The organism is Pantoea sp. YR525, from assembly GCF_900116775.1.
In the GTDB taxonomy this organism is placed as follows: Bacteria; Pseudomonadota; Gammaproteobacteria; order Enterobacterales; family Enterobacteriaceae; genus Pantoea; species Pantoea symbiotica.
Genome location: NZ_FPBU01000006.1, coordinates 22,508 through 34,623, shown reverse-complemented (window position 1 = coordinate 34,623; position 12,116 = coordinate 22,508). Strand labels below are relative to the sequence as shown.

At 54.1% G+C, this 12,116-nt stretch carries 13 protein-coding genes; 11 read left to right on the top strand and 2 right to left on the bottom strand.

The features are described 5' to 3' along the window. The first annotated feature begins 40 nt into the window (after positions 1 to 40). The 5 genes from BM323_RS13190 (at position 41) to BM323_RS13170 (ending at position 4,302) form a co-directional block, all read left to right on the top strand. A complete protein-coding gene (locus tag BM323_RS13190) occupies positions 41 to 1,189 on the top strand; it encodes an ABC transporter ATP-binding protein (RefSeq protein WP_008106845.1) in 1,149 nt (382 codons plus the stop codon). A gap of 6 nt (positions 1,190 to 1,195) precedes the next feature. Next, a complete protein-coding gene (locus tag BM323_RS13185; RefSeq protein ID WP_008106842.1) occupies positions 1,196 to 2,206 on the top strand; it encodes an NAD(P)H-quinone oxidoreductase in 1,011 nt (336 codons plus the stop codon). Beyond that, entirely contained in the window at positions 2,203 to 2,814 is a 612-nt protein-coding gene (locus BM323_RS13180) for a glutathione S-transferase (RefSeq protein ID WP_008106840.1), read from the top strand. The genes BM323_RS13185 and BM323_RS13180 overlap by 4 nt, the downstream gene beginning before the upstream one ends. A gap of 112 nt (positions 2,815 to 2,926) precedes the next feature. Further along, the gene (locus BM323_RS13175; protein WP_008106838.1) at positions 2,927 to 3,376 is read left to right on the top strand and encodes a type II 3-dehydroquinate dehydratase; all 450 of its coding nucleotides are present in this window, start codon (positions 2,927 to 2,929) and stop codon (positions 3,374 to 3,376) included. Next, the gene (locus BM323_RS13170; RefSeq protein ID WP_008106836.1) at positions 3,373 to 4,302 is read left to right on the top strand and encodes a 2-hydroxyacid dehydrogenase; all 930 of its coding nucleotides are present in this window, start codon (positions 3,373 to 3,375) and stop codon (positions 4,300 to 4,302) included. Before BM323_RS13175 ends, BM323_RS13170 begins: the two co-directional genes overlap by 4 nt. A gap of 31 nt (positions 4,303 to 4,333) precedes the next feature. On the opposite strand, the gene BM323_RS13165 is transcribed toward BM323_RS13170, so the two are convergent. After that, complete coding sequence (locus BM323_RS13165) at positions 4,334 to 5,296, bottom strand: LysR family transcriptional regulator (protein WP_008106834.1); 963 nt, start codon at positions 5,294 to 5,296, stop codon at positions 4,334 to 4,336. Positions 5,297 to 5,375: 79 nt separating this feature from the next. Here BM323_RS13165 and BM323_RS24320 point away from each other — a divergent pair, with 79 nt between their 5' ends. From BM323_RS24320 to BM323_RS13140, 6 genes are all read left to right on the top strand, one after another. Continuing rightward, a complete protein-coding gene (locus BM323_RS24320; RefSeq protein ID WP_139221415.1) occupies positions 5,376 to 5,675 on the top strand; it encodes a hypothetical protein in 300 nt (99 codons plus the stop codon). Beyond that, positions 5,665 to 6,696 (top strand): polyamine ABC transporter substrate-binding protein, encoded by a 1,032-nt coding sequence (locus tag BM323_RS13160; protein ID WP_008106832.1) that lies wholly within the window; start codon positions 5,665 to 5,667, stop codon positions 6,694 to 6,696. Before BM323_RS24320 ends, BM323_RS13160 begins: the two co-directional genes overlap by 11 nt. 63 nt (positions 6,697 to 6,759) lie before the next feature. Continuing rightward, positions 6,760 to 7,614 carry an ABC transporter permease gene (locus tag BM323_RS13155; protein WP_008106830.1) on the top strand — a complete coding sequence of 285 codons (855 nt, stop codon included), beginning with the start codon at positions 6,760 to 6,762 and terminating at the stop codon, positions 7,612 to 7,614. 1 nt (position 7,615) lies between these two features. Continuing rightward, positions 7,616 to 8,434, top strand: coding sequence for an ABC transporter permease (locus tag BM323_RS13150; RefSeq protein WP_008106828.1), 819 nt, complete (start codon positions 7,616 to 7,618; stop codon positions 8,432 to 8,434). A gap of 125 nt (positions 8,435 to 8,559) precedes the next feature. Further along, entirely contained in the window at positions 8,560 to 9,810 is a 1,251-nt protein-coding gene (locus tag BM323_RS13145; protein WP_008106825.1) for a flavin-containing monooxygenase, read from the top strand. A gap of 60 nt (positions 9,811 to 9,870) precedes the next feature. After that, the gene (locus tag BM323_RS13140; RefSeq protein WP_008106823.1) at positions 9,871 to 10,056 is read left to right on the top strand and encodes a hypothetical protein; all 186 of its coding nucleotides are present in this window, start codon (positions 9,871 to 9,873) and stop codon (positions 10,054 to 10,056) included. 157 nt (positions 10,057 to 10,213) lie between these two features. Here the strand turns inward: BM323_RS13140 and mqo are convergent, their stop codons facing one another. Continuing rightward, positions 10,214 to 11,860, bottom strand: coding sequence for a malate dehydrogenase (quinone) (gene mqo, locus BM323_RS13135; protein ID WP_008106821.1), 1,647 nt, complete (start codon positions 11,858 to 11,860; stop codon positions 10,214 to 10,216). Positions 11,861 to 12,116: the final 256 nt, after the last annotated feature.

Below are 12,116 nucleotides of genomic sequence, written 5' to 3'. Positions count from 1 at the left end.
TTTCTGTGACATTGTCACGCAAAACAGTTTTGGAGAGTCCATGGTCAGTGCAGAAGTTACCCGATTCCCGCAGCCCGACATGCCGCATCTGGCAGTGAAAACCAGTAACGTCGCCGTGCAGTTAGATGGCGTGCTGAAAAAATTTGGCGACGCTATCGCGCTGCACAAAATTTCCCTGACCATTGAAGAAGGGGAATTTATTACGCTGCTCGGTCCGTCGGGCTGCGGCAAAACCACGCTGCTAAACCTGATGGCCGGTTTTGCCGAGGCTGATGGCGGCGAGATTTTTATTGATGGCGAGCTGGTGACCGAGATTCCACCTTATCAGCGTGAAATCGGCATCGTATTCCAAAACTACGCGCTGTTCCCGCATATGACGGTGGAGAAAAACGTCGGTTACGGCCTGCGTATGCGTGGCGTGCCAAAGGCCGAAATCGCCGAGCGCGTTGAGCAAGCATTAGCCTTGGTCAAATTGGCGGGTTACGGCCATCGCAAACCACGTGAACTCTCCGGCGGACAACAGCAGCGTGTGGCGCTGGCGCGTGCGCTGGTGATCCGGCCCAAAGTGTTGTTGCTGGATGAGCCGTTTTCGGCGCTGGATAAAAATCTGCGTTTATCAATGCAGGTCGAACTGAAAGCGATCCAGCGCAAATTGGGCGTCACCACGGTGTTTGTCACCCACGATCAAGGTGAGGCGCTGAGCATGAGCGATCGCGTGGTGGTGATGTCGGCGGGACATGTGCGTCAAATTGGAACGCCAGATGAGATCTATCGCCAGCCGCGCGATCCCTTTGTGGCGGGCTTTGTTGGCGACGTCAATATTCTTCCGGGACGCTATGCCGGGCGCGATCACGCGGCGGTGCTTGAGCTGGGCGGCAACGCGCTGCGTCTGCCAGCAGAACGTGTGCAGGCGAATGTTGGTGAGCGTCTGGATGTGTATGTGCGTCCCGAGAACATTCAGTTGGGGCCGCTGTCTTCGCACGCCTTCCTGAGCGCCACGGTGATCACCCATGTGTTTCAGGGCGATCACGTGGATGTGCATCTTGATGTGCCGGCGCTCGGCAGCGCATCGCTATTTGCGCGTCAGTCTGGGCTCGATTCCCTGACGCGTTGGCCGGTTGGTAGCGTGGTGGGCATCACCTTTGATGATGAAGGCGTTTGCGCCTTTACCACCTCTAAGCAGGGATAAGATCTGATGTTGCCTGAAATGATGAAAGCGGTAATAGCCAGCCAACCGGGCGGCGCAGAGGTTTTAACGGTGGTAGAACGTGCTGTGCCGCAACCTGCGGCGGGTGAAGTGCTGATTCGCGTCGCCAGCGCGGGTGTTAATCGTCCGGATATTATGCAGCGCAACGGAATGCCCATCCCGCCGGGCTGCTCAGATGTGTTAGGTCTGGAAGTGGCAGGTGAAGTGGTGGCGTTAGGTGCAGACGTAATTGGCTTCGCCGTCGGTGATGCGGTGATGGCGCTGCTCAATGGTGGAGGTTATGCCGAGTATTGCGTGGCGCGCGCTGAGTTGTGTTTGCCGCTGCCCGGTAATCTGCCGTTGGCGCATGCCGCAGGCGTGCCCGAAGCGGCGTTTACCGTGTGGCACAACCTGTTTGAGCTGGGGCGCTTAGCACCCGGCGAAACCGTGCTGATTCACGGTGCCGCCAGCGGCGTTGGCACTTTTGCCATCCAATGCGCACAAGCCTGTGGTGCGCGGGTGATTGCCACCGCAGGCGGTGCCGACAAGATTGCGGCATTGCAACAGCTTGGCGTCTGGCGCGCCATTGATCGTCATAGAGAGGATTTTGTCGCGGTGATTGCAGCGGAAACCGCAGGTCGAGGCGTGGATGTGGTGCTGGATAACGTCGGAGGTGATTACGTGGCGCGTAATCTAAGCGTGTTAGCGCAGGGCGGACGTCATGTGAGTTTGTCATTTATGCAGGGCGCGAAGATTGAACTCGATCTGCAATTGGTGATGCGCAAAGGATTGAGTTTGACCTCTTCCACGCTGCGCCCCAAAAGCGCTGCTGAAAAGGCGCGCCTGGCTGAATGCATCCGCAAGCATCTGCTGCCGCTCATCGCTGCAGGCAAAATCGTCCCCACGCTGCATCAATTTTTGCCGCTGGCGCAGGCGGCGGACGCGCATCGTATCCTCGAAGCCAACGCCAACATTGGCAAAGTGCTGCTCAGCGTGGATCAGCCGGGAGCGCTGGCATGATGCAACTGTTTTACGCCACTACGTCCGCCTATGTGCGCAAAGTGATGGTGACTGCGCACTGTCTTGGGCTGACTCATGAGATTGAGCTGTTAGATTCGGCAGCGCATCCGATTGAACGTGATGAGCGCATTGCCATCTTTAATCCGTTAGCCAAAGTGCCGGCGCTGCGCACCGAAGAAGGGTTATGCCTGTATGACAGTCGCGTGATTTGCGAATACCTCAATGCCCGCGCGCAAGGCGATTTAATCCCGCCGCACGGTGACGCGCGCTGGTTGAGTTTGTCGCGCCAGGCGTTGGGCGATGGATTGATCGATGCCGCTTTGCTGGCTCGTTATGAATTTAGCGCGCGGCCGGTGGAAAAACAGTGGCAAGGTTGGGCCGACGGACAACTGAAGAAAGTCAGCGCCGCGTTGCGGGAAATTGAACGTCAGGTCGCCAGTTTTAGCTCGCAGCCGAATGACCTGGGTTTGATCGCCATTGGGTGCGCGCTGGGTTATATCGATTTCCGCTTCGAAGTCCTTAACTGGCGTGCCGATCATCCGCAAACCGCTGCCTGGTTTGCCGTGTTCGATGCCCATCCAGCAATGGCCAGCACGCGCCCGCATTGATCGCCGTAAATCGTAATTCGGTCACCATAAATGGCGACCCTACGAATAACAGGCACTTTAAACGTAGGGTCGCCATTTATGGTGACCACCGCATAGCGACTCAGGAACTCACATGAATCAGCAAATCTATTTCCTCAACGGCCCGAACGCCAACCTGTATGGCATGGACAAAAGCGGCACCTACGGCTCAGAAAGCTTTGCCAGCATCGGTGAACGCTGCCAGCGCCGGGCGGCATCACACAACATCACGCTGCAATTCCGCCAGAGCAATCACGAAGGCGTGTTGGTTGATTGGATTCAGGAAGCGCGTCAGCAGGCCGCCGGATTGATCATCAACGCCGCCGGTTTAACCTACAGTTCGGTGCCGATTCTCGATGCGTTGCTGATGTTTGATGGCCCGATCATCGAAGCGCACATGAGCAACATCTGGAAGCGCGAGCCGTTCCGCCATCATTCAATGGTATCGAAAGCTGCCACCGGCGTGATCGCCGGCTTGGGCGTGATCGGTTACGAACTGGCGATTGATGCGGTGGTCGAGTTGATCAAGGCGAATGCGGCATGAGTACCCTGGTGTTTTACAGCGAGTTCGACAGCTTTGAACAGTGGTCAGTGTTGCTCGCGCCGCATCTGCCAGGCGTGAATATCTGTCGCGCGGAAGAGGTGCAAAACGTCGACGAAGTACATTTCGCGTTGGTGTGGAAACCGCCGCACGGCTTTTTCGCTGCATACCGCAACCTGAAATTGTTGGTGAATCTGGGGGCGGGCGTTGATTCGCTGGTCGGACGCGACGATTTGCCGGATATCCCGATTGTTCGTTTATCTGACCCGCATATGGCGCGCATGATGGCCGGCTTCGTGCTGTTTGCCGTGCTGCGCTATGTGCGTGACATTCCGGCGTTTGAGCGGGCACAACGTGAACGGCGCTGGCATTACCTGCATCCACGTTCGCCGGAAACCGTGCGCGTTGGCGTGCTGGGATTGGGTGAACTGGGCGCGCACGCCGCGCAGGAGTTGGCGCGTCAGGGCTTGGATGTGCGTGGCTGGTCGCGATCGCAGAAAACCATCGAAGGCATTACCTGTAGCAGCGGAATAGACGCGCTGGATGATTTCCTCGCCAACAGCGACATTTTGGTGGTGATGCTGCCACTCACGCCGCAAACCCAGGGATTGCTGAGTGCTGAACGACTGGCTCGCTTACCGCACGGCAGCGCGTTTATCAATGTGTCGCGTGGGGCGATTGTCGATCAGGTGGCGTTAACGCAGGCATTGCAGCGTGGGGATATTGGTCAAGCCACCCTGGATGTATTTGACCGCGAACCTTTGCCGCCGGAAGATGCATTGTGGTCGATGGATAATGTATTGATTACGCCGCATCTGGCGTCGGTCGCCATTCCCGCCAGCGCCGCACCACAGGTCGCGGAGAATATCCAGCGTGCCGCGCGCGGCGAACCGGTTTTGAATCAGGTATTCCCGCAGCAGGGTTACTAACTAGCGGTCACCATTATGGCGACCACTAGCATCACGCCACCCGCACCACTTGTGGATCGAAATAACTCGGTGCCGCCATGCCAGGAATATATTGGTCGGAAATAAACATGCGGCAACGCTCGGCAAACGCGCTCACCACCATGGATTGTTGTACGTGCGCCATGGTGGCATAACCCAACTGCATCGCCTTATTAACGCCCGCCAAACGCACGCGAATCAGGCGTTTACCATCCTGCGACAAGTGCGCTTTGGGTCGCACGTTGGCGATACCAAAGCCGACACCGTTTGCCACCATCGCGCGTACCGTTTCCATACTGCTGGATCGCATCACCACATTTGGCGTCACACCGGCTTCGCTGAATAAGCCAAGAAAATATTCCCGGCTCCACGGCATATCCAGCAGCACCATCGGCACTTCAGCCAGATCCTGAATCGATACCGCTGATTGTGTGGCGAACGGATGATGCTCGCCCACCATCACATAGGGCGGCAGCTGCGCCAGCGACTGGAAAGTGACATCGCTGGCGGGCACTAAATCGTAGGTGAGGGCGATATCGATATCGGCTGAGCGCAGCTGTTTTAACAGCAACTCATGATTGCCTTCCACCAGTGAGATGCGCACGCCGGGAAAGGCGCGGCCAAAGCCAAACACCAATTCCGGCGTCAACATCGGCGCCAGCGTATCGAGGCAACCGACGCGCAGCGGGCCGCGTACGTTGTTCATCGATTCCGATGCGATGGTGTAGAGATTCGACATCTGTTCGAGGATCAGTTTGGCCTCTTTTAATACCTGATGGCCGATTGCGGTGAGTGAAACGCCCTGGGCGTGGTGACGCACAAACAGCTGCACGCCAAGCTCAGACTCAATATGGGTGATGGCTGCGGAAATCGACGGTGAGGAGACGTGGATACGCTCCGAGGCGCCAATAATGCTGCCCGCTTCACCGGAAGCGACAAAATATTCCAGCTGACGCTGGGTGATGCGACTGAGCATGCAGGTTCTCCTGAGATCGCTGACACGCTCATGTCGCGTCAGTCATTCTAATCGTGTCGATTTAGCTCAAGCATTTCTCATGCCAAATTCCGACTCACAGCATAATCACCTGGCCACGCGCCAGCGCCCATTCGCGTCTGCCTCACCACTGCTTAAGAAAATCCTTGCTAAGCAGGCTGCTTTTTTAGCCTCAGAAATCCTGATGCAACAGCGAGGGAAATGCTGTTTTACCCAATCTCACCGCAACGGCATTATCGCTTCAACACCCGAGAGCCGCCTTCGCACTGTTTTAGTGCATTGCGACGCGATAGACCAGACGGTGGTGCAAAGCAGCTACAACAGCCATTTCATTCATTGGGGACGAGAATATGTTGCGTAAGATTGGTGCCTTAACGTTGTTGACCACGTGTGTATTGAGCGCAGGGAATGCGATGGCCGCAGATAAGCTGATTGTCAGCACCTGGGGCGGCAGCTTTAAAGATCTGATTGATCAAACCATCGCCAAAGAGTTCACCAAAGAGACCGGCGTAGAAGTGCAGTTCGTCACCGGCGGCACCATTGATCGCCTGAATAAAGCCAAGCTGGCGGGCGGCTCGCCGGAAACCGACGTCACCTTTACCACCGCGCACGTCGGTTATCTGTATGCCAACAGCGGCCTGTTTGAAAAGCTCGACATGAGCAAAATCCCTAACGCGGTGAATCTGGTGCAGCAGGCCAAAGTCAGCCCGTATCACCTTGGCGTGTGGGGCTACGTTTACACCATCGGCTATCGTCCAGATTTAGTACCGAAGGGCGAAGAATTTACCAGTTGGAACGATCTGTGGCGTCCAGAACTGAAAAGCTCGATTGCACTGCCAGACTGGGATCCGAGCCATATCATTGCGGTCTCCGCCAAACTTTCTGGCACTGATGCCGCGCACTGGGAACAAGGTCAGGCCAAGCTGAAAGCGCTGATACCGAACATCAAATCCTTCTATACCGATGATGCCAACAGCCAGCAGCTGATCTCTACGGGCGAAACGCCGGTGCAGGTGATGCTGTCGATGAACGCCTACAGCATGATTGCAGAAGGCGTCAACATTAAGCTGGCGATTCCCAAAGAGGGCGCGATTTTGGGCGTCGATACCGTCGGTATCAATAAAGGCACCAAACACGCGGAACTGGCCTACAAGTTCATGAATATCGCGCTGAAACCGGAAATCCAGCAGGAAGTGGCGAAGATTTATCGCGGCAGCCCAACGGTGACCAATGCGCATATCGATCCGGAACTGGCGAAGCTGCCTGGCATGCTGACCACGCCAGAACAGTGGAATGCCACCATCAACACCGATCCACAACTGCGCGCGGAAAAAACCGCCGAGTGGCGTCAGTGGTTCTCTGAAAACATCATGTCGCATTAATAAAGAGGGGCGGCCGTTTGGTCGCCCGGTTCGTCGCACCATTTTATTCAGGCAGCAACGTCTATGACGAAAAAACCGACATTCTTACCCTGGTTCATTATCCCCGCCACGTTTACGGCGCTTGGGCTGGTGGTGGCCATGTTTGCCGTGATGCAGTTTAGCGTGCGGGCCTATATTCCCGGATCGCTTGATGTGGGTGGATTCACGCTGGCGAACTTTAACGGCCTGTTCAAGAAAATCTATGCCGATGCGTTTATTAACACGGTGATGCTCAGCGCGAAAACCGCGATTTTTGGCCTGCTGATGAGTTATCCGCTGGCGTATGCGCTGGTGAGAACGCGCACCACCTGGATCAAATCCACCATTTTGATTATCGCCATTACGCCGCTGTTTCTCGGCGAAGTGGTACGCACTTATTCGTGGATTATCGTGCTGGGCAATAGCGGCTTCCTCAATAGCTTGCTGCTGGCAATGGGGCTGATTAACAAGCCGATCCAGTTTATGTTTACCCAAACCGGCGTGGTGGTCGCGCTGGTGCATGTGACCATGCCAATCATGGTGATGATGCTGGCGACTGCGCTGTCGCACATCAATCCCGATTATGAAAAAGCCGCCACCAGCCTGGGCGCGGGGCCGATTCGGACCTTGTTGACGGTGACGATTCCGCTGTCGATTCCCGGTATCGTTTCCAGCCTGACCACGGCGTTTGCCTGGACGTTCAGCGCTTTCGCAACGCCGCAGCTGATCGGTGGCGGACGCGTTAGCACCGTGGCAACCATGGTTTATCAGCTGGGCTTCTCTTCAATGAATTTTCCATTTGCCGCTGCGCTCAGCATTGCCGGTTTGATTCTGACCATTATGCTGCTGATGGCGCTGAAACGTATGAGCCGCTTTATCCATGCGATGGGAGAGCACTGATATGACCCGATCCCTCAACGACAAATTGATCACTCTGGCGGGACGCGCGCTGGTTATCGCGATTTTACTGTTCGTATTGCTGCCAACCATTGTGGTGTTCATCTCTTCGTTCAGCAGTACCTCAGTGTTGTTCTTCCCGCCAAAAGGCTGGTCGCTGCGCTGGTTCGAACGTGCGGTGAATTACGATGACTTCCGCCACGGCTTCTATTCCGGGTTGATTGTGACGGCCTGGGCTTCAACGCTGGCGGTGATTATCGGCGCCACGCTGGCGATCGCCATTGAGCGTTACAGTTTCCCGTGCAAACAGGTGCTGGAAGGCGTGCTGCTGTCGCCGCTGTTTATTCCGCATTTCACCATTGGTCTCGGCTTACTGATGCTGGTTTCCCAGTTGGGCATTGGACGCGGTTATCCGCTGGTGATCTTCTGCCACATCGTGCTGGTGCTGCCGTTTGTGCTACGCAGCGTATATGTGTCGCTGAAAAACCTCGAACAGCGTATTGAACTGGCAGCAGCAAGCCTTGGTGCTTCGCCACTGCGCGTGGTGTGGACCATAACCGTGCCGCTGATTTTGCCGGGCCTGTTTGGCGGTTGGTTATTTGCTGCCATTCTTTCCTTCAACGAATTTACCGCTTCGCTGTTTATTACCACGCAAGCGACGCAAACCTTGCCGGTGGCGATGTACAACTATGTGCGTGAGTTTGCCGACCCAACGCTGGCTGCACTGTCGGTTATTTATATTGCGGTGACGGCGATGATGTTAATTATCGCGAATAAGTTTTTAGGCTTAGGGAAAATATTGAACGTCGAAGCAGGGCATTGATGTATTAACACGAGTGCTGTGCTTATTTAATGGCGCAGCATTTATTAACCTGAATATCATTCATACGGCACCTGATTACTCTTTTCCATGAAAAGATCGGGGTCGATCATCTTTAGGGATCTCACATGTCAGTAGAAAAAATTAATACCGTGGTGGTCGGAGCGGGTCAGGCAGGTATTGCGATGAGTGAACATCTGTCATTAATGGGCGTGCCACATGTGGTATTCGAGCGTAGCCGTATTGCTGAGCGTTGGCGTTCAGAACGTTGGGATTCATTGGTTGCCAATGGCCCAGCCTGGCACGATCGTTTTCCTTCAATGAAATTCGATAATATTTCCCAGGAAGCGTTTCCACCAAAAGAGCGCATGGCGCAATATTTCGAAGACTACGTAAAAATGCTCGATGCGCCGGTGCGTACTGGCGTGGAAGTGTATTCGGTTGAGCGTCTGCCGGAACGTAGCGGTTTTAAAGTACTGACCTCGGCCGGTGAATTTGAAGCTGACAATGTGGTGGCGGCAACCGGTCCCTTCCAGAAACCCGCTTTTCCGCAGATCGTGCCGGAAAGCGCTGCACTGCATCAAATCCACTCATCGGCGTATAAAAATCCGCAGCAGCTGCCGCAGGGCGGCGTGTTGGTGGTGGGTGCAGGCGCTTCAGGTTCACAAATTGCGGAAGAGCTGCGTAAATCTGGCCGTGAAGTGACACTCTCCATCGGCGAACATTACCGTCCACCACGTTCGTATCGCGACCGCGATTATTGCTGGTGGTTGGGCGCGCTGGGCTTGTGGGATGAAGTCAAAATCAAGCCTAAGAAACAGCACGTTGCTTTTGCCGTGAGTGGTTATGAAGGGGGCAAAACGGTCGATTTTCGCCGACTGGCGCACATGGGCATTACGCTGGTTGGTATCACCAAAAGCTGGGATAACGGCGTATTAAGCTTTGCCGATGGTTTAGTAGAGAATATTGCCGAGGGCGATAAAGCCTATTTCGACGTGCTTCGTGATGCTGATGCTTATATTGAACGCAATGGCCTGGATTTACCGCCCGAACCGCAAGCATGGGAATTACTGCCAGATCCAGAATGTTTAATTAATCCATTATCAGAATTGGATCTGCAGGCTGCAGGCATCACCAGCATTATTTGGGCCACCGGTTTTAAATTTGATTTCAGCTGGCTGAAAGTGAATGCCTTTGATGACAATGGTGTACCGTTCCATAAGCGCGGTATTTCAGCCGAACGTGGTATTTACTTCCTTGGCTTGCCTAATCTGGTGAATCGTGCTTCATCGTTTATTTACGGCGTATGGCACGATGCCAAATATATTGCCGATCATGTGGCATTACAAAATGCCTACACCGATTATAAAAAGTCGTAAAAATATTTGTAGGGTCGCCATTAATGGCGACCTCTTCCAAATATTATTGGAATATCCTCTATGACCATCACCTGCATCGAAGAATTACGCCATTTAGCCCGTAAACGCGTACCAAAAATGTTTTATGACTATGTCGATGCAGGTTCATGGACGCAAAGCAGCTATCGCGCCAAAGCCGCCAACTGCAGCGCTTTGGTGGCAAAACGAATGTGGGGGTCGATTAGCGCAGATTTTCTTCGTTTGTGAGTCGGTCGCCATAAATGGCGCCCCTACAAAATACGCGCCAATACTTTGTAGGGTCGCCATTTATGGTGACCGAAAGACGCTTAAATGACGATTATTGCCCTTACAAAAGACAATAAAAAAGCCGGACATTGTCCGGCTTATTCACTTCTGGCGAGGATTACAGCGCCATATCCTGTTTGCCTGATTCCGCACGCGGCTTAGCCTGCGTCGGTGCAACAGCTTGATCACCCATGTTGATCACCGGCGGCTTGGTCAACAGCAGCGTCGCTGCAGTGTTGTCCCAAACTTGCTGGGTCAGCGCGGTGTTGCCGTTCAGTTTCTGGCCGAAGCTTGGCACGATTGCGCGGATCTTCTGCTGCCACTCTGGCGATGCGAACTGCTCTGGGAACAGCTTCTTCATCACGTCGAGAGTGATTGGCGCAGCAGTAGATGCACCCGGAGATGCGCCCAGCAGGGCAGCCAGGGTTTTCTGCTGATCGGTCACGATTTCGGTACCCAGTTTCAGCAAGCCACCTTTTTCGGCATCTTTCTTGATGATCTGTACGCGTTGACCAGCCTGAATCAGTTTCCAGTCTTCTTTACGCGCGTTCGGATAGTACTCTTTCAGCGCAGCAAAGCGGTCGTCGTCATTCAGCATTACCTGACCAATCAGGTATTTCACCAGATCGAAGTTGTCGATGCCCACATGCGTCATCGGCATGATGTTGCTGGTGGTGGTCGCGCTCAGCAGGTCAAACAGCGAACCATTTTTCAGGTACTTGGTAGAGAAGGTCGCGAACGGTCCAAACAGCACCACTTTCTTACCGTCAAGGGTACGTGAATCGATGTGTGGAACTGACATCGGTGGTGCACCCACAGAAGCCTGACCGTACACTTTTTCCAGGTGACGGTTAGCGATTTCTGGGTTCTCGGTCATCAGGAACGAACCGCCGACCGGGAAGCCGCCGTAATTGTCTGCTTCCGGAATACCGGTTTTCTGCAGCAGCTTAATCGCGCCGCCGCCCGCACCGATAAACACGTATTTCGCATCAACCGAACGCTTATCGCCGCTCTTCACATCTTTGATGGTGACGTGCCAGGAATTGTCGCCGTTACGTTTGAAATCAGTGACTTCAGATGAGGTTTCCAGCTTGAAGTTCTGATCTTTTTTCAGGCTACCGATCAGCTGACGGGTAATTTCACCGTAGTTAACATCGGTGCCGACCGGTGTCCAGGTTGCCGCGACCTTCTGGTTCGGGTCACGACCTTCCATCACCAGCGGTGCCCATTGCTGGATCTGCTGATGATCGGTGGAGAACTTCATGCCCTGGAACAGGGTGGTTTTCTGCAGCGCATCGTAACGCTTGGTCAGGTACTCGACGTTTTTGTCGCCCCAAACGAAGCTCATGTGCGGCGTAGAGTTAATGAAGGAGTGCGGATCGTGCAACACACCGCGCTGCACTTGCGACGTCCAGAACTGACGAGAAATCATGAAGGATTCGTTGATTTCCAGCGCTTTGCTAACGTCGATTGAACCGTCTGCACGCTCAGGCGTGTAGTTCAGCTCCATGTTAGCAGAGTGACCGGTACCGGCATTGTTCCAGCCGTTGGACGATTCCAGCGCGACGCCGTCCAGCTTCTCAACCATCAGCTGTTTCCAGCCCGGTTGCAGCTCTTGCAGCCAGGTGCCGAGCGAGGCGCTCATGATACCGCCGCCAATCAGCAGAACGTCAGTTTTTTCTGGTGCGTCATCAGCGCGTACCGCTGAAGAGACAAGCAGTGCTGCCAGCGATAGGGCAGACACGATCTTTTTGGTGTGAGTCATTCCAGTCCTACTTATTATGCAATGCAGGTGAACGTTAAAAATTCGGTTTGCACATTAAGAGATTGTTACGAAATGATTAACTTGTTTTTAGTTAATAAAGTATTGGTGTTAATTAATTAACTTACGAAACAGAAAGTAGCGTGAAATATAAGCAGAGAGGGGAATTAATCGGGGATAAACCGCTTAAGCAGCGCGGTTATTCTTTATATCGGGAGACGCGACTTAGGTCAAATGAAACTCACGTATCCTTCGCTGC